19 protein-coding genes are annotated in these 18,550 nt (G+C 34.9%); 13 read left to right on the top strand and 6 right to left on the bottom strand.

The annotated features are described in order from the left end of the window. Positions 1-58 precede the first annotated feature (58 nt). A complete protein-coding gene (locus tag ACEWK1_RS23595; RefSeq protein WP_121663269.1) occupies positions 59-631 on the top strand; it encodes a superoxide dismutase family protein in 573 nt (190 codons plus the stop codon). A 48-nt stretch (positions 632-679) separates the two neighbouring features. Here the strand turns inward: ACEWK1_RS23595 and ACEWK1_RS23600 are convergent, their stop codons facing one another. Then, entirely contained in the window at positions 680-2,002 is a 1,323-nt protein-coding gene (locus ACEWK1_RS23600) for a sensor histidine kinase (RefSeq protein ID WP_121663268.1), read from the bottom strand. 162 nt (positions 2,003-2,164) lie between these two features. Continuing rightward, positions 2,165-3,334, bottom strand: a complete 1,170-nt coding sequence (locus tag ACEWK1_RS23605; RefSeq protein WP_251399031.1) for a MalY/PatB family protein — start codon at positions 3,332-3,334, stop codon at positions 2,165-2,167. Between the two features lie 186 nt (positions 3,335-3,520). Here ACEWK1_RS23605 and ACEWK1_RS23610 point away from each other — a divergent pair, with 186 nt between their 5' ends. Next, entirely contained in the window at positions 3,521-3,781 is a 261-nt protein-coding gene (locus ACEWK1_RS23610; protein WP_121663266.1) for a DUF1871 family protein, read from the top strand. A 144-nt stretch (positions 3,782-3,925) separates the two neighbouring features. Further along, positions 3,926-5,275 carry an IS1182 family transposase gene (locus ACEWK1_RS23615; RefSeq protein ID WP_416636724.1) on the top strand — a complete coding sequence of 450 codons (1,350 nt, stop codon included), beginning with the start codon at positions 3,926-3,928 and terminating at the stop codon, positions 5,273-5,275. A gap of 136 nt (positions 5,276-5,411) precedes the next feature. On the opposite strand, the gene ACEWK1_RS23620 is transcribed toward ACEWK1_RS23615, so the two are convergent. Next, entirely contained in the window at positions 5,412-6,248 is an 837-nt protein-coding gene (locus ACEWK1_RS23620; protein ID WP_121663264.1) for an alpha/beta fold hydrolase, read from the bottom strand. Positions 6,249-6,538: 290 nt separating this feature from the next. On the opposite strand from ACEWK1_RS23620, the gene ACEWK1_RS23625 reads away from it, so the two are divergent. From ACEWK1_RS23625 to yugI, 5 genes are all read left to right on the top strand, one after another. Continuing rightward, positions 6,539-7,039: an Lrp/AsnC family transcriptional regulator gene (locus tag ACEWK1_RS23625; RefSeq protein WP_121663263.1), complete on the top strand. Its 501-nt coding sequence runs from the start codon at positions 6,539-6,541 to the stop codon at positions 7,037-7,039. Then, positions 7,036-8,208 (top strand): aminotransferase, encoded by a 1,173-nt coding sequence (locus tag ACEWK1_RS23630; protein WP_121663262.1) that lies wholly within the window; start codon positions 7,036-7,038, stop codon positions 8,206-8,208. Before ACEWK1_RS23625 ends, ACEWK1_RS23630 begins: the two co-directional genes overlap by 4 nt. A gap of 232 nt (positions 8,209-8,440) precedes the next feature. After that, positions 8,441-9,001 carry an RNA polymerase sigma factor gene (locus ACEWK1_RS23635; RefSeq protein WP_121663261.1) on the top strand — a complete coding sequence of 187 codons (561 nt, stop codon included), beginning with the start codon at positions 8,441-8,443 and terminating at the stop codon, positions 8,999-9,001. Then, positions 8,994-10,652: a hypothetical protein gene (locus ACEWK1_RS23640; RefSeq protein ID WP_416636725.1), complete on the top strand. Its 1,659-nt coding sequence runs from the start codon at positions 8,994-8,996 to the stop codon at positions 10,650-10,652. The genes ACEWK1_RS23635 and ACEWK1_RS23640 overlap by 8 nt, the downstream gene beginning before the upstream one ends. Before the next feature lie 150 nt (positions 10,653-10,802). After that, the gene (gene yugI / locus ACEWK1_RS23645; protein WP_121663259.1) at positions 10,803-11,201 is read left to right on the top strand and encodes a S1 domain-containing post-transcriptional regulator GSP13; all 399 of its coding nucleotides are present in this window, start codon (positions 10,803-10,805) and stop codon (positions 11,199-11,201) included. A gap of 101 nt (positions 11,202-11,302) precedes the next feature. Here yugI and ACEWK1_RS23650 read toward each other — a convergent pair whose 3' ends face one another. After that, entirely contained in the window at positions 11,303-11,533 is a 231-nt protein-coding gene (locus ACEWK1_RS23650) for a DUF378 domain-containing protein (RefSeq protein WP_121663258.1), read from the bottom strand. A gap of 144 nt (positions 11,534-11,677) precedes the next feature. On the opposite strand from ACEWK1_RS23650, the gene ACEWK1_RS23655 reads away from it, so the two are divergent. From ACEWK1_RS23655 to ACEWK1_RS23665, 3 genes are all read left to right on the top strand, one after another. Beyond that, on the top strand, positions 11,678-12,841 hold the full coding sequence (locus ACEWK1_RS23655) for an iron-containing alcohol dehydrogenase (protein WP_212137699.1): 1,164 nt from the start codon (positions 11,678-11,680) through the stop codon (positions 12,839-12,841). 178 nt (positions 12,842-13,019) lie between these two features. Then, on the top strand, positions 13,020-14,372 hold the full coding sequence (locus ACEWK1_RS23660; protein WP_121663256.1) for a glucose-6-phosphate isomerase: 1,353 nt from the start codon (positions 13,020-13,022) through the stop codon (positions 14,370-14,372). A gap of 195 nt (positions 14,373-14,567) precedes the next feature. Further along, the gene (locus ACEWK1_RS23665) at positions 14,568-14,972 is read left to right on the top strand and encodes a YugN-like family protein (RefSeq protein WP_121663255.1); all 405 of its coding nucleotides are present in this window, start codon (positions 14,568-14,570) and stop codon (positions 14,970-14,972) included. Here ACEWK1_RS23665 and ACEWK1_RS23670 read toward each other — a convergent pair. Together ACEWK1_RS23670 and ACEWK1_RS23675 are read right to left on the bottom strand one after the other, a co-directional pair. Then, on the bottom strand, positions 14,969-15,964 hold the full coding sequence (locus ACEWK1_RS23670) for a potassium channel family protein (RefSeq protein WP_121663254.1): 996 nt from the start codon (positions 15,962-15,964) through the stop codon (positions 14,969-14,971). The genes ACEWK1_RS23665 and ACEWK1_RS23670 overlap by 4 nt on opposite strands. A gap of 9 nt (positions 15,965-15,973) precedes the next feature. Continuing rightward, the gene (locus tag ACEWK1_RS23675) at positions 15,974-16,219 is read right to left on the bottom strand and encodes an atypical membrane-integrating protein (Mistic protein) (protein ID WP_121663253.1); all 246 of its coding nucleotides are present in this window, start codon (positions 16,217-16,219) and stop codon (positions 15,974-15,976) included. Positions 16,220-16,437: 218 nt separating this feature from the next. On the opposite strand from ACEWK1_RS23675, the gene ACEWK1_RS23680 reads away from it, so the two are divergent. Then, positions 16,438-17,121, top strand: coding sequence for a zinc metallopeptidase (locus tag ACEWK1_RS23680; protein ID WP_416636726.1), 684 nt, complete (start codon positions 16,438-16,440; stop codon positions 17,119-17,121). Between the two features lie 118 nt (positions 17,122-17,239). Beyond that, a partial coding sequence (locus ACEWK1_RS23685; RefSeq protein ID WP_416636727.1) for a diguanylate cyclase occupies positions 17,240-18,550 on the top strand: 1,311 nt, incomplete at its 3' end.

The following is an 18,550-nucleotide window of genomic DNA, read 5'->3' on the forward strand; positions in this document are numbered from 1 at the left end:
AGTTTATACATTGTGACAAAAAATACCCTTTATCCAAACCATTTCATTGGAGGGTATTATGAAACGTAAAACATTTTTGTCTTTGTGCTTTGTTTTTCCTTTTATTTTGTCCGGCTGTATGGAAAAAGAAATTACCAAAATGGATGTTGAGATGTTTAATGCAAGCGGTGATTCACTTGGTACCATTAAAGTTTCTGAACAGCCAGAAGGTGTAAAGTTTGAAGTGATGTTAGAGGGGTTACCAGAAGGTGAGCATGGGATAAACATTCATGAAAAAGGTACATGTAAGGGACCTGATTTTAAAAGCGCTGGAGATCATTTGAATCCTGATGATAAAAAGCATGGGCTTTTGCATCCCGAAGGTGCTCACGCAGGGGATCTTCCCAATGTTATTTCTGAAAATGGAAAAACAGAAGCGGAATTAATGGCTCCTCAATTAACCCTAAAAAGTGGAAAGAAGAATTCTATGCTTGATCCAGATGGAGCAGCAATTGTGATAACGGAAAAAATGGATGACGGCATGACTCAGCCAGCAGGAGATTCAGGAGCTAGAATTGCCTGTGGAGAAGTGACGGAAAAAGAAGCAAACCGTGGCGATAAGAAAGAAGTTAAATCAGAGGAAGAAGAATAAAATATGAAAAGGTGACAGAATCATATCTGTCACCTTTTATATCTTTTATTAACCTGATAAATTCTCGCTAAATAGGTGAGAATGATCCGAGCTAGTATCGAAGTAAAGAGGAAGAGAAATAATAGCAACTGTTCCTTTATTAACTTCACTTATGTATTTTACAGAACCACCATGGCTTTTAACTATACTATATGTAACCGTCAATCCAAGCCCTGTGCCATCATCTTTAGAAGAATAGTATGGTTCTCCTAATCTCTCAATTTGCTCTTTAGTCATTCCGATCCCATTATCAGATATTTTAATATGTATTGTGCTTTCCAATAAACATGCATGAATGGTTACCAGCCCTTCCATATTCGGAACAGCTTCTATGGAATTTTTGATAATATTGACAAAAACCTGTTTTAGTTTAATTGGGTCTCCAAAAACATACAAATCCTTATCAATATCACATTTGAATTTTACTGTTTTATAGTTTGCATAAGATGTCATGAGCGTAGTGATATCATTTAGAGTATTGGTTAAGTTTATTTTTTCTTTAGCCATGCTTTTTTGTCCGGCCATACCTAGATAGTCAGTTATGATGGCTTGGGCTCGATCCAATTCTGTTAACACAAGATCCATGTACTCTCTTCTTTGACTATCTGTACTATTTGTTGAATTACCTATTAATTGAACAAAACCTCTGACAACAGTTAACGGGTTTCTCACTTCGTGTGCAACACTTGCTGCGAGTTCACTGACAATGGAAAGCTTCTCTGCTTTCATTAACTCCATCCTCATAACAGCATTTGCCCTTATATACTCAATTAGGTATATACATAAAATAAGTATCAAGGTAAGGGTGAAAATTGTTATGCTTGGGATTACATAATTAGCTAAATCAACATAACGAGGATATAAAACGCTTACAAAAATGATTGTACAAAGTGAAAAAATTAAAATACTTATCCCGTATATGGCAGCGTAATTTAATTTCTTTTTAAACGTGTAGGAATACCAATTGCTTCGTAGAGAAAGTGAAAGAATAATGTAAACCGTTATGCTCCCACAAAAATAAACCCAGCCCAGTTCATAAAGTTGTGAAAAATAAATAGAAGTTGTAAGAAGAGTAAGCAGACCTGGTATGGATCCCCCGTAAACGACGCTAGTAAATAAGGGAATAGGTTGAAGGGTAAAGAAAGCTCCATCAATTAGCTCAATCGGGTAAATCAAACACAAGACAGAAGAAAAAATGGAGCCACACGTAATTAATAGTTTATTGGGTTTTAAAGAGCTAAGGTTGTTTCTACTTAACCATAATAAATGATAGATAAAAATAGGGAGAACAACGAATGTAATTTGTAAGATAATATCTTTTACTAGTTCCATATAATGGTCACCTTTGATATAAGTAAGTTTCCCTAATTATACCATTAAATTGTGAGAATTGTAAAAATTATTCTGAAATAAACACATTTTAACTAATTTTTTTATAAAAACTGAATAAATGAGCTCTTAAGTTGAAAGAGCCCATTTGGAAGTTTGGGATAATTATGTTAAAGCTATTTTCAATCTTTTTAAACCATCTAACAAAGTTTCCTTTGGACAAGCAATGTTCATTCTTAGAAAGCCTTCTCCGTTTTTGCCAAACTTGGAACCTATATGTAAAGCAAGTTTTCCCTTATTAAGGAGTAGTTCCTGTAATTCTTTATCCGATTTATTTACATTTCTTGCATCAATCCACACAAGATAGGTTGATTCAGGTCGCATGATTTTTACCTGAGGAAGATGATTCATTAAATATTCTTCTATTAATAATACATTTTCCTGAAGATATTGAATTAATTCATCAAGCCAGTTGCTCCCATGTTCATACGCTGCCTGCATCGCCTCAGCTCCTAACGTGTTGATACCCATAACGCCAAACACCTGTTGAACTTCATTATAACGCCTTTTAAGAGAGTCATTTGGTATTAACAAAATTGAAGCTTGTAGACCTGCCAAATTGAAAGTTTTACTAGGTGCAATACAAGTAATGGTTTGATTCGCAATGTCTTTTCGAATAGACGCAATCGGAGTATATTGATTTCCAAACAGCAACAGGTCGGAATGAATATCGTCTGATATAATCAGAACATTATGCTTAATACAAAGGTCCCCAATTCTTGTTAATTCCTCCTTACTCCAAACCCGACCACTTGGATTGTGAGGATTACATAAGATAAAAAGTGTTGTTCTTTCATCTGAAAGCTTTTCTTCCAAATCATTAAAATCAATTTCATAACGGAATTCTTCATTTAGTAATAATTGATTATATAGGACCTCGCGTTTATGCTTTTGGGCAATCTCAAAAAATGGGTAGTAGACAGGCGGTTGTACGACAATTTTGTCTTCTGAAGTAGTAAAGGCATGGATAGCCATACTAATAGCTGTGACAATTCCAGGACTGTATGTGATTGTTTTTGGATCGATCTTCCAGGAATGACGGGAATCTAACCAGTTTTTAACGCTTTCTTCCATTTTTGAACCTGGCATTGTATATCCAAATATTCCGTGGTCAACTCGAGTATGTAAGGCATCAATCACTTCCTCAGGTGCTGGAAAATCCATGTCAGCCACCCACATTGGTAGTACATCTTCTACACCAAATATTCTTTTTGTATAATCCCATTTTACTGAATCTGTTTTCTTTCGGTTAATAACTTGATCAAATCGACTCAATTGCATCACCTCTTAGTAAAGATTCTTATAAAACTGTGAGCTATATTTATTATAGGATTCCTTTAACATGAGTAGTACGGTATATGAATCATATACAAAAATGGATATAGCTTCTTTCATTATCTACTTCTATCATAAGTGTGTTACAATAACAGTGCAAAAAATAAGATTAATAAAGGTGAAAAAATGGAAACACAGCAAACGAATATAAGGTTAATGGAAGTTTTATTACAGTGGGATCCGTTAGGTTATGGAGAAGATCGTTATGAAACGGAAGTAGTTGATGTGCTCCAGGCTGTTCATTTGATAGATGATAAACTAAAGTTAGCAAGAAAAATACAAGCGATTTATGAATTTTCGTTCGAGGAAATCATCCCTCTAACGGAATGTGAATTCATGTCTAAGCAGTTACTTCAAATCAAAAATAACGCAAGCTGTGAGATTTAAATGGAAATGAAAAACCACTCTTAGAGTGGTCAGGCTGTCGAGAAACCTCGACAGCCATTACTTTTATTCATATACTTTATCTATTCACCGCGTTAATATGGTATAATATACATATAGAAAAACAAATTTAGGACGGTGGAAGATATGTTTAAACCTAAAAGGGAAACCCAAAATGAAGTTGAATTTGTCATGATTGAAGAATTAGTACCACAAGATCATCTTTTGAGAAAAGTGGAAAAATACATAGACTTCTCTTTTATTAATGAAAAAGTCCGACCTCTGTACTCTGAAAACTTTGGCCGTCCATCCGATCCCACTATGCTTTTCAAAATGATGTTCATCGGTTATTTCTATGGCATTCGTTCGGAACGTCAATTAGAACGTGAGATTCAGACAAACATTGCTTACAGGTGGTTCTTAGGTTTAAAACTCAAAGATCCAGTCCCTGATCATTCAACTATTAGTTGGAATCGCCGTACCCGTTTTAAAGATACAAATATCTTCCAGGAAATCTTTGATGAAATTGTCTTTCAAGCTATTCAACATAAGATGGTTGGAGGAAGGGTTTTATTTACGGATTCTACTCACCTTAAAGCTAATGCAAATAAACATAAATTCACACGTGTGGATGTTGAAGTTGAAACACGAGAATACATTGAAGAATTAAATAAAGCTATTGAAGAAGATAGGATAAATCATGGAAAAAAGCCTCTAAAGGAAAAGGAAGAGGTGAATGAAACTAAGCAAATTCGAAAAAGTACAACTGATCCTGATTGTGGGTTTATGTCACGTGATAATAAGCAAGAGATGTTCTGTTACCTAGACCATCGTACCACTGATATGAAATTTAATATCATCACTGATGCTTATGTTACTCCTGGTAATGTTCATGATTCTGTTCCTTATCTCTCTCGTATAGATCGTCAAATTAATAGATTTGGTTTTAATGTAGAAGCAGTTGGTCTCGATTCAGGTTATCTAACAAATGCTATATGTAAAGGAATCAATGATCGCAAGATCTTTGGGGTCATAGCTCATAGAAGGTTCCATCCAACCAAGGGTCTTTTTCCAAAATGGAAATTTGACTATGTGCGTGAACGAGATGTCTATATATGTCCAAACAAAGAGGAATTAGTTTATCGTACGACTACACGTGAAGGGTATCGAGAGTATAAATCTAATCCTAAAAAATGTGCAACTTGTCCATTATTAAAGGAATGCACGAAATCAAAAAACACACAGAAAGTCGTTACGCGCCATGTGTGGGAGGATCATAAAGATCAAGTTCGTCTGAATCGTCTTTCAAAGTCGGGTAAAATCCTATACAAATTCAGAAAAGAAAAAGTAGAGCGAAGCTTCGCAGATTCAAAAGAACTGCATGGGCTTCGCTACTGCCGGTTACGGGGAATACAGAATGCGAGTGAACAAGTATTACTCACCGCAGCCTGTCAAAACATGAAAAAGATCGCCACACACCTAGCAAGGCTTGCATAAGGTGTATGATGATCTTTTTCATTTAAAATCCATACCTTTTCTTACTAGAAGAACGATAAAAACTAAAAGAAAGTACGTGTTTTTTTAAAAACACGTACTTTCTAAACAGCCTGACCACTCTTAGAGTGGTTTCTTTCTATTGAGCCTGAAAAAGGAAGTTCACAATCTTTTCTGAAACATGTTCAGGCCTTTCTTCGGGAACTAAGTGGCCGGTATGTTTAAACGAGAAAAACGTTGAGTTTGGTAAATCATTTTTTAATCTTTCTCCGATATGAACAGGTACCACTTTGTCTTCATTTCCCCATATAAGTAAGCTTGGCTGTTCGATCTGCTTTAATTCTTCTGAACTAAGATCACCTTCATGATCACGTATCATCCGATTTAAAGCACGAAATATTTTGTCATCGAGAAAAGGCTCCATATACCCATCCATCATTTCCTGATCAATTAAGGAACGGTCATGCACCACATTGTTTAAGTTCTTTAGAATTCCTTGACTAGCTAGCCAATGCTTAATGCATAGATAAAAATAAGGAACATATGAACCAAATTTTAGTGAAGGATGTACACCTTTCATATATCCTGAGCTACATAGTAATATCACTTTCTCAAACAAATCGGGTCTTTGCTTTGCTGCATTCAAGGATACTTGCCCACCCATAGAGTGACCAACAAGGTAAGCTCTTTTTATGTTCAGTCCTTCTACTAAATGTATTACCACTTTTGCCATGTTTGTATAAGAGTGAACAAATTTGGTTGATTTCTCTGTTTTGCCGAATGGAGGAAGATCAATTGTAATGATTGTAAAATCCTCTTTTAGCAAAGGAATAATTTTTCTGTAGCAAAAACTAGAGGACAGGAATCCATGTACTAAGATCATAACAGGATTGGTTGGATGTTGGCGATAAACCTCATAGTGAACGTTTATGCCAAGAATATTCATCGTACTACAGTAGTAATGGCTTTTATTCATAAGCATTCACTCCATTTTTCCTATATATATTGCCGGATTGTATGATAAAATATGTGTTTGACTTAACACACTGAATTTGCTGCTTGTCATTTAGGAGTATAGCTTTTAAGGTAACGTAGTTTAACCTAATAGGCTGTTAAAGAAGAACAATGTTTTTTCATATTTTTTACCGGGATTTTAAAAAACACTCATGTAAAAATCTACCCTTTTTTCTTTTTGTGAAACGTATGAAAAACGAGCAATATGGTGGTATAATTATCTGAAGATTTGAAAAGTAGGAGTGGTGAAAAATGAAGTTTAGTGAAAAGGAAGTAGAGTTATTAGAAATATTACAAGATGACTGCCGCTTGACTGCAGAACAAATCGCCAAAATGATTGACTTATCAGAAGAAGAAACGAGAAAGATAATTAAAAATCTTGAAGATCAACGTATTATTGTTGATTATACAGCACAGGTGAATTGGCGTAAGGTTGATGGGCACGAAGGTGTAAAAGCCATGATTGATGTAAAAGTTCAGCCAAAAAGAGGAGTAGGCTTCGATGATATTGCAAGTCGAATTTATCGTTTTAATGAAGTAAAGTCTGTTTACTTAATGTCAGGTGCTTACGACCTTTCAGTCATAATAGAAGGAAAATCGATGTCAGCTATTGCACAATTTGTTTCTGAAAAGCTTTCAACTTTAGACTCTGTATTGTCTACAACAACTCATTTTATCTTAAAGAAATATAAACATGATGGTACTATATTTGAACAAGATGATGAGGATAAGAGAATTGTGGTATCACCATGATTGAACCAACGCATTACCTTTCAAGTACAGTCAAAGGCTTAAAACCATCAGGAATACGCAAGTTCTTTGACCTAGCAGCAAGTATGGAAGGTGTTATTTCATTAGGTGTTGGTGAACCTGATTTCGTTACACCTTGGAATGTAAGAGAAGCAAGTATCCTTTCCTTAGAGCAAGGATATACCTCCTACACAGCAAATGCAGGCCTTCTTGAGTTAAGAAAAGAAATAAGTCATTATCTTAAAGAAAAAACCAATGTGAGCTATAGTCCTTCAGAGGAATTGTTAGTAACAGTTGGGGCAAGCCAAGCTCTTGACCTTGCACTTAGAGCCATTGTAAACCCTGGTGATGAGGTTATTGTCATTGAGCCTAGCTTCGTATCTTATTCATCGCTAATATCTCTTGCTGGTGGGGTACCAGTATCCGTTCAAACGAGCGGTGAAATGGAGTTCAAGCTTCAGCCTTCAGATTTAGAAAAGGCAATCACGAATAAAACAAAAGCGATTATTTTGTGCTCACCAAATAATCCAACTGGAACACTCCTTAATAAAGAAGACTTGGAAAAAATAGCGAAAATTATTGAAAAGTATGATTTATTGGTTATTTCAGATGAAATCTATGCTGAGCTTACCTATGATGATGTGTATACAAGCTTTGTTTCGATTGATGGAATGGTAGAACGGACAATCCTTGTTTCAGGATTTTCGAAAGGATTTGCCATGACAGGCTGGCGTTTAGGTTATGTAGCTGCACAGCCTGAATTTTTAAGCGCTATGTTAAAAATTCATCAATACACAATGATGTGTGCACCTTCTATGGCTCAATATGCTGCAATCGAAGCAATTAAGAATGGCAAAGAAGATGTTTCGCATATGAAAAAAAGCTACAGGCAACGGCGAAACCTTTTTGTTAATGCATTAACAGAAATGGGGCTTACTTGTCATGTACCAGGTGGTGCGTTTTACGCATTTCCTTCTATAAAGGAAACAAACCTTTCGTCAGAAGAATTTGCAGAAAAGCTTCTCATGGAAGAAAGAGTGGCTGTTGTTCCAGGTAGCGTGTTTGGGGAAAGCGGCGAAGGGTATATCCGATGCTCCTATGCCTCTTCATTAGAACAGCTTCAAGAATCATTAAGAAGAATGCAACGTTTTGTTCAAAAACAAAAAGTATGAGTGTAAGTTTAAAACTCAACTAAAAAAAGCTGACCAGTTGATCAGCTCATATAGAAACAAAAGGGGGAATACTAGAAAGCCTTATGCTTGTATTATTCCCTCTTTTTTATGTGGTTTAAACCTATAATTAGATTTTTCCTCTCTCTATAAATCCTCATTAAAGTTAATTCCCAAATGAAACAATGTCGAACATGATGGCGTTAAATAACATGAAAGAGGAGGGCAGGGACACATGACCGAAGAAGAATTAATTAAAAAGGCCAAACAGGGAAATATGTTAGCTTTTCAGCAGCTTGTTGAACTTCATTATCCTGTTGTGGAGAAGTTTGCTTATCAATTAGGGAACAGACAGGATGAGATAGAAGATATTACACAGGAAGTATTTATTCGTGTATATCGATTTATAGATCAGTTTACTAAGGCGAAATTTTCTACTTGGCTATATAAAATAACACTTAATGTGACGAGGGACTTTGCTAGAAAACGACAATCTAATCTACGGAAGGTTTTTAAAATACAACAAGACTTTCGACAGGAGTATTACCCTGAAACAGAAGCTGAGGTTTTACGTAATGAGGAAGATCGGGTACTTCATTTAGCGATACAAAGGCTAGATGAGAAATATCGGATACCAATCGTTCTTTTTTATTTTCATGAAAAGAAGTATGAGGAAATTGCAGAAATTATGTCTATTTCATTATCTACAGTTAAAACACGAATATTACGAGGGAAAACAATGTTGAAAAAAGTCATTGAAGAACTTGATAAGAAAGAAGGTGACATACATGGATGATAAATTATTTGAAGAACGAATGAGAAACTTAAAAAACTCATACGAACAAGTGCCCTCAGTTTCCTCTGTAGATAAACTAGTGAATGAGGTAAAAAAATCGGAAAAGCCGTATAAAAAGCGCATGAAACTTCAACTACCGTATGTTGCCTCCTTTATTGGTGTACTTTTAATTGGAGGAATCCTTGGTGTACAACTTCTAAAGCAACCGGAAAACACGAATTGGAATCATCCAACAGAGGAGCATATGAACCAGCAGCCCGTAACAACTTCAGACATTGAAGCGGCAACAAATGAGATAAGAGGATTTTATGAAAGAAAAGTAGATGAGTTAAATGCTTCTCTCCAAACCAAAAATGTAGAACAATATCAGTTTGTCCAGGAAGCTAAAAGTGCAGTTTCAGCCTTTGAAGAGAGAAAGAGTTATAAATCGCAAACAGAGTTAAAAAACTATATGAATAATGTTAAAAAAATTATTGAATATCGAGTATCAATGCCTTTTACAGAATTTACTATGTTAAAAGATCAAAGTGATATAAGTGATGAACAAATTCTTCATTATATTGAGAAATTAGAGCTATTAAAAGAACGATATACAGATGAGTGGGAAATGAACTTTAAGGAACAGAGTATAGATGTTTCTAACGTTAAAGACTATGTTCAACAACTTAATAGTGGTAGCGTAAAAAATGGAACAGAAGACTATATGAACTTAGTGGATGAAATGAAGGGTAACGGTTACATTTTTGTTGATGATGGTGAAGGAATGATCTCTTTTACCGTTGATTATGGCAAAATTTCAGAGACTTTTTCTGAGAAATTATCAGAAGAACTAAAACTATTTCTGGATATTCAGAAAAACAAAAGATATAAAGTAGACGCTGAATTAGTCATCAGTCGTGATGAACTTGAAACTAGATTGATTCAGCTAGAGTCAATCATAATCAAACATCCTAATTTTTCTAATATAAATGATTTGAAAATATTGTTTCAGGATCTAATGAAAAACTATTTGACAGGAACAGAAAATTCTCAGATTACAACTAATGAGGCAAAAGTTAAAGAGGAGATCATATCAGATTTTGAGAAGTTTATTTCTGAAAACAATAATACAATGTCTTCACAAATAGTTGATGCTTTTTTAAGTGAACTTAGGGACAGTGATTTTCATCTAACGGAAGAGCTTGAGAATCAAGTAGAGTCTCTCATCCCTTTGAAATTGAAAATTATTCCAAATGGATTAAGCGTGAACCTGTTGCCTCTAACAGATCAAATGGTAGCAACATATGAGGAATACAAAAGAACTAATAACGATAAAGTGTTTGATGGACCGTTTGCGGGAACAAATACAATTGATTTAGTTGTGGCAAGAATCTATATGTATGCAGTGATAACTGGAGATTATGATATGGCTTATAACCTCTTATATAAAGGAGAAGGCACAAACATACCTGATAAAAGTCAATTTATTTCCGAGATAAGTTCTACTGACTTCCAGACTTTATCAAACGAAGTTACGATGGTTGAATTTCAGTATCAAGAAAACGGAGAGGTTATCAATCATATTTATATAAAAGGGGATGGAGAAACGGTTTCACTTGAGCTTCGTCTAGAAAATGGATACCCAAAAATTGTCTATAAGCCAATGCCTTAAAGCAACGGATTCATCGTTGCTTTTTCTTTTTTGGGTATACTAAAAAATGAGATCAAAAATATTTATTTTTGTCAAAGGCGCAAAGATATGATATAATTTTTAATTGCGTATAATGGGACATATAATTATAAGAAAAATAGGAGTGTTATTATGACAGCGAAGTACGAAATAGGAAGTGTTCATACAGGAAAAGTAACAGGTATTCAGCCATATGGTGCATTTGTTGCACTAGATGAAGAAACACAAGGACTTGTTCACATCTCAGAAATTACACATGGTTTTGTTAAAGATGTTAATGAGCACTTAAACGTTAATGATGAAGTTCAAGTAAAAGTTCTTTCTATTGATGAAAAATCTGGGAAAATCAGCTTATCAATCCGTGCTACTCAAGAAGCACCTGCTGAAGAAAAGCAAGAAGCTCCAAAAAGACCTAAAAAACGTCAAGCAACTGTAAAAGCTGAAACAGAAACTCCACAAGGTTTCAACACATTAAAAGACAAGCTTGAAGAGTGGATTGAGCAATCAAAACGTGAAGAAATTAAAAAATAATGAACGAAGAAAAGATGAACACAGGGTGTTCGTCTTTTTTTATTCCCTTTAATCAAAAATAAAAAAAGAGCTAACCGAAGTTAACTCTTTTTTCTTCACTCTTATCGAGCTTCTGGGCGAGGTTCTCTTGCTACTTCTTCAGAAGGTTTGAATAACAGACCAAGATTGATTAAACCAGCAATACCAACTAAACCGTAAATGATTCGTGATAATGCTGAATCCTGGCCGCCGAAGATAGCTGCTACTAGATCAAATTGGAAAAAACCAATTAGTCCCCAGTTAATTGCTCCTATTATCGTAAGTACAAGTGCTATACGTTGAATTGCGCTCATTTTTATTTACAACCTCCTTAGTTGTTAACTACACTTATATCTTGCGAAAAAACAAAAAAACTATTCAAAGAAAATTTTAATAAAAGCACATTTCTTTACAATAAAATCAGGAAATTACATAATCTAAATATGGAGGCGATATAAATGGATAATTTTACATACTATAATCCCACTAAATTAATCTTTGGTAAGGGACAGATAGAACAACTTGAAAATGAAGTTCCAAAGTACGGAAAAAAGGTTCTTGTTGTATATGGTGGAGGAAGTATTAAGCGCAATGGTCTCTATGACAAAGTCATTCAAATTTTAGAGAAAAATAACCTTGAAGTATATGAATTGTCTGGAGTTGAACCAAACCCTAGGTTATCAACGGTTCATCGTGGCGTTGAGATATGTAAAAAAGAGAATATTGATTTTATATTAGCAGTAGGTGGAGGAAGTGTAATCGACTGTACAAAGGCCATTTCTGTTGGGGCGAAATATGATGGTGATGCTTGGGATATTGTGACTAAGAAACATATTCCTACAGAAGCTGTGCCATTTGGTACAGTATTAACATTAGCTGCAACAGGTTCTGAGATGAACTCTGGTTCTGTTATAACGAATTGGGAAACAAAAGAAAAATATGGTTGGGGTAGTCCTTTAACATTTCCTAAATTTTCAATATTAGATCCAGTAAATACGTTCACTGTACCAAAAGATCAAACGGTATATGGCATTGTTGATATGATGTCACATGTATTTGAACAATATTTTCATCATACAAAAAATACACCTTTACAAGACCGCTTCTGTGAGGCAACATTGAAAACAGTTATTGAAGCAGCTCCTAAGCTAATAAATGATCTAGAAAATTACGAGCTTCGTGAAACGATTCTTTATTCCGGTACGATTGCGTTAAATGGCCAACTACAAATGGGGTATCGAGGAGATTGGGCAAGTCATAATATTGAACATGCTGTTTCTGCTGTTTATGATATTCCGCATGCCGGTGGATTAGCGATTCTGTTTCCTAACTGGATGAAGCATAACCTAGATCAAAATGTATCTCGTTTTGTACAAATGGCTGTTAATGTTTTTGATGTCGATCCTTCTGGTAAAGACGACCGAACAGTTGCTCTTGAAGGCATTGATAAACTTCGTGAGTTTTGGAGCAGTATTGGAGCACCTAGTCGTTTAAAAGATTATGATATTAATGATGAAAACATTGATTTAATGGCTGATAAAGCAATGATTAATGGAGAATTCGGTAATTTTAAATCTTTAAATAAAGACGATGTGGTTGCGATCTTAACAGCATCTCTATAAATTAAAAAATATTCAAACACGGGGGTTACTCCGTGTTTGCTTTATTATGTAAATGAATTGTCAGAAAAGATTGGAAATGTTAGCGATTACATAAAGATCTATACTTGATTTACACATGTAGTTTAGATAAAGTTGTTATTAGCTATAAACAAATAGTAAACATTGGAGGAAAAATGTTATGACGCATGTAAGCTTTGATTATTCTAGTGCCTTAACTTTTTTTAACGAACATGAACTTACATATTTAAGGGATTTTGTGAAAGTTGCTCATCATTCTATTCATGAGCAAACAGGAGCTGGAAGTGACTACTTAGGTTGGGTGGATCTTCCTAACAATTATGATAAAGAAGAATTTGCTCGAATTCAAAAAAGTGCTGAAAAAATTAAGAACGACTCAGAAGTTCTTCTTGTCATTGGAATTGGTGGTTCTTATTTAGGAGCACGTGCTGCAATTGAAATGCTTAATCATTCTTTTTATAATTCTTTATCAAAAGAACAAAGACAAGCTCCACAAGTTATTTTTGTAGGAAATAACATCAGCTCTACATACATGAAGGATCTTCATGATTTACTTGAAGGAAAAGATTTCTCGATTAATGTTATTTCTAAATCGGGTACAACAACTGAACCAGCATTAGCATTCCGTATTTTTAGAAAGCTTCTTGAAGAAAAGTACGGAAAATCTGAAGCGAAGCAACGTATTTATGCTACAACTGATAAAGCACGTGGTGCTTTGAAAACACTTGCAACTGAGGAAGGTTACGAGTCATTCATCATTCCAGATGATGTTGGAGGTCGTTATTCAATATTAACAGCTGTTGGATTATTACCAATCGCTGTAACGGGTGTAGATATTGAAGCCATGATGAAGGGTGCTCAAGCTGCAAGCGAAGATTTCGGAAAATCCGAGCTTGAGGAAAATCCAGCATATCAATACGCAGCTGTTCGTAATGTTTTATACAACAAAGGAAAAACGATTGAAATGCTAATTAACTATGAGCCAGGACTACAGTATTTTGCTGAATGGTGGAAGCAATTATTTGGCGAAAGTGAAGGGAAAGACCAAAAAGGAATTTATCCTTCTTCAGCTAACTTCTCAACTGACTTACACTCTTTAGGACAATATGTACAGGAAGGACGTCGCGACATTTTTGAAACAGTCATCAATGTTGAGACTCCTCGCCATGAATTAACGATTGAGGCAGAAGAAAGTGATTTAGATGGTTTAAATTATCTTGCTGGTAAATCAGTAGACTTTGTTAACAAAAAGGCATTCCAAGGAACAATGTTAGCTCATACTGATGGTGGGGTACCTAACTTAGTAGTAAATATTCCAAAAATGGATGAATACACACTCGGATATTTAGTGTACTTCTTTGAAAAGGCTTGTGCAATGAGTGGTTATCTTCTAGGAGTAAATCCATTTGATCAACCAGGGGTTGAAGCATATAAAGTAAATATGTTCGCTTTACTTGGAAAGCCTGGCTTTGAAGAAAAGAAAGCAGAACTTGAAAAACGATTAGAAAAATAATTTTGAAAAAGGTCGACATTCATGTCGGCTTTTTTTCGTTTTAATGGTCATGATTTTCTTATATTAGGCAAATCTAAGGAAAAGGCGATGTTAAGCCATTTCCTTTATAGGGTAGGCTTTGTTTTTAGAAAGAGGTCACGAAACCTGCAAGAAGAAATGTAATATTAACAGACCTAAGATAAAGGAGGATTTGCTTTGATTGAAGTTCGTTCAAGGTTAGAAGGACAAACATTTCAATTATATGACCTAGAGCAGGAGCTTAAACCTTTAGGATATACGATAGGTGGGAATTGGGATTATGATCATGGCTACTTCGATTATAAAATTGATTCTGAGGTTGGTTATCAATTCTTAAGGGTACCATTTACATCTGTTGATGGACAGCTGGATTCAAGAAATACAACAGTAGAATTAGGTACACCTTTTCTTTTATCACATAAATATCAAATTGGATTAGATGACCATGTGCATATTGGGAACTTTAGTGCTTCTTTTGATCAATTCCAGGAGCCGCAGGATAAAGATGCAACCTTCCCTGAAGAATATATTGAGTTAGGGAAGGCGCTTGTTAAGGAATTAGAGGCAGTATTGCTTGATTAATGAGTAAAAACGATTAGAGAATCATGATCTTGTATTTCAAAGGAGAGGGGCGGATTCACTTTCGTATCCTCTCCTCTTTTTATGCCAATTAAAATCGATTCTTTTTCGAGGAGTTGGTGACTTGCATCTTTGAATGTTTTGCCAATCAACTCTTTATTTACCGGAAGAACTTGAAATAAGTTACCACTTGCAGGGTTAAGCTCAGAATAGAAGCTTGATAAACCGTTTTTCGCTAAGTAACTGCTCATAATAAAGTGACTTGTTAATTTATAAGACTTAATTATTTCATTTGCTCCAGCTCTGCTAGCATTGTTCGCTTGCTGTTCTGTTAGCAATTCGATCACACAGTATAAATTTGGATTAAGTCCTTTTAGGGATAAAAGGACAAGAATTGAGTTCATATCTGCATCTTGTTCGTTTTTATGCTGATCAGCAGTAATGATGGCTGCATCAGCTTCTTGGATATTCGCTTTAAGTAAAGTTTGCTCATGGGCTGGATTTCCACGGATGAAATGAACATTTTCAATTAATGGAGATTCTTTTAGCGAGTCATCTATTAAGACAATTTGTTTATATGGCTTAACAGTTTGTAAAGAATCAATCATTTCATTTGCTTTTTCATTCCACCCAATTAAAATAACATGATTTTCACCAGAAAAAGTCACATTTCCTTCAAGGTATGAGTGTTGTCTTTTTATAGCAGCTGAAGAAACGCTAGCAAAATAGGCTGTTACAAAGCTGGCTCCAGCTAAAATCATGATCATTGCGATACCTCTTCCAACATACGTTTGTGGAACATAATCACCAAATCCAACAGTAGAGACAGTTACAAGAGCCCACCAAATTCCATCAAAAGTGGTTGGAAACTCGTTTGGTTCTACGAGAGTAATGATTTCACCAAATACTAAAATGATGAGTAGTACGATAAGGGTAATACGATAATGAATAGGCCAACGCAACCATTGTGTGATGGTTTTATTTGATTTTGCCATGTTGAGAACTCATCCTTTCTTATTTGGTATAAAAGATAAAACTTCTTTAATAATCGTATTAATTTTGGTTGTAACCTCGTCTTTTCCATATGTTTCAATAGCCTTTTCAATCGTCTCGATTGTATCCTCTGAGAATTCAATAAGTGCTTTATCTTCTTCAGAATCATTATAAAAACCAATAAAGGAGTCTAACCCTTCATTCATTTTATCAATTGCTTCACTAAGTAATTTCTTTTCTTCCTCATTTACTTTCAACAGTTTCACTTCCTAACTATTAGCATTTGGGGCTTATACACAAACCTACCAAATAAATTCTTTCACTTTATTTAAGAGTCCATTTTTTTAGTATGTACACCTTCTGTTTATAGTTTGCGGATTAAGCAAAAGAAACCATATGAAATTTTGTATGGTAGAAATCAATGTTTTGCTTAAACTATCGATAATAAAGTATCTGCTGTAGGGAGGATATCAACATGTTTTTTCATCCATTGGATTTTTTAATCATTATTGCATTTGGTCTTTCATTATGGGCGCAGTTTCGAGTTAAGGGGAATTTTGAAAAGTATGCTAAGGTGTCAGCATCTTCTCATATGACTGGGGCTGAGATTGCAAGGCAGTTACTTGACCGAAACGGGTTATCAGACGTACCTGTTGAACATGTGAGGGGTTCTTTAACAGATCATTATGATCCCTTAAAAAAAGCTGTTAGATTATCGGATTCAGTCTATGGAAGTCAATCAATTGCAGCGATTTCTGTTGCAGCACACGAGGTTGGTCATGCTATTCAACATCGTGAAGCATACGGTGCACTCGTTTTACGACATAAAATGTTACCAATTGTGAACTTTACTTCAGGTATTGCGCCATTTTTGTTATTTGGCGGCTTTTTATTAGGAAGTTTAAATTTAATTGGCTTAGGGATCATCTTTTTCTCAGCAGTTGTAGCCTTTCAGCTTATTACGTTGCCAGTAGAATTTAATGCAAGCTCAAGAGCAAAAAGATTAATGCTTTCTGAAGGAATGATTGTTAATAATGAGGAAAGAGGGGTAAGTAAAGTATTAAGTGCCGCTGCTTTAACTTATGTGGCCGCTGCCTTGCTTTCCTTGCTGCAATTAGTAAAGTTTATTGCGATCTTTACGCAGGGGAACAGAGAATAACTGTTTCGAAAGTCGAATCTTGTCAAAATATAAACTTTTTTCTAGAATTCCCCCCTAAAATATGGTTATATGGAGAGAAGAGATAAATGTAAATATTCGTTTTGAGTAGGAGAGGCCAATGAGTAAATATTTGCAAACATTAATTAAAAATGTACGAAAACAGCTTGAAGCTTGGTTAAATGAACAACAAGAAATTCAACATAAAGAACTTTTTCGTTTCCTTCACTCCATATCTGGAACTGCTGCAACCATTGGATTTTCTGAAGCAGGAGATATGGCCCAAGAATTGATGAGCCATTTAAAGGAGCATGAAGAACGAGTTTGGGACAAAGAGGAATTGCAATCTTTTTTGCTACCCCTTATTTCCATTATTTATTATGAAGAATATTCCAATGTTGATGAAATTATTGAGAACAAAAAAGAGTATGAAGATAAAAACCTTATTTTGCTCATAGACGATGATACAGCATTATTAATGTACCTTAAGGATGAATTAGAGAAAGAAGGCTGGGTGGTGATTGCTGTTGCTGACCCAGACCGTGCTACTAATTCCTATTATGACTTGAATCCTGACTGTGTTGTTATTGATGTTCATATGAAAGATAAAAATGGACTAGATGTACTGTTGCAAATAAAGGAAAAAATGAAGCAACAGTTTATTCCGACAATTATGATTAGTGTTGATAAATCAAAGGAAATCAGAATGAAAAGCTATAAGCTGGGCGCAGATGATTTCATACAAAAACCTTTGGAAATGGATGAATTTATTGTAAGAATAAACCGCCAACTTGAGCGAAAACAAGCTGTTGACGATGTAATGTTAATTGATGAGCTAACAAGGGTTTATAACAGGAAATTTTTAGCTCAAACTTATGAACGCTTGGTTAGTAATTTAAATAGAAGATATGAGCCATTTTGCTTAGTGCTTGTTGATTTAGATCATTTTAAACAAGTGAATGACACATACGGTCATATCGTAGGTGATGAGGTTTTAGCAACATTCGCTGATGTTGTTAGAAAGGGCCTAAGAATTAATGACATCATTATTCGTTATGGTGGTGAGGAATTTATTATCCTTCTGCCTGAAACAGAAGCTAATGAGGCGAAACTTGTTATTGAACGAATTTTAAAGGATTTCTCCAACACTGCTTTTCGTTTTGGAGATTCAAAATTCTATAATTCGTTCTCTGCAGGAATTCATGAAGTCCACCCCACTCAGTTAGAGCTAAAAAGAAATATCGATATTGCAGATGGAGCACTTTACGAGGCGAAACAGGCTGGTAGAAATCAGGTGAAAGTGGCTGCTGTAAATAATGTTAAATATACTAAGAAACCAATTCACATTGGAATTATTGATGATGACCCAATTATTCGTACAATGCTTGAGGACTTAATCAGTAAAAGTAAGTTTACAGATGGATTTACACTT

Source organism: Metabacillus sp. YM-086 (assembly GCF_048059995.1).
Classification (GTDB): domain Bacteria; phylum Bacillota; class Bacilli; order Bacillales; family Bacillaceae; genus Metabacillus; species Metabacillus litoralis_B.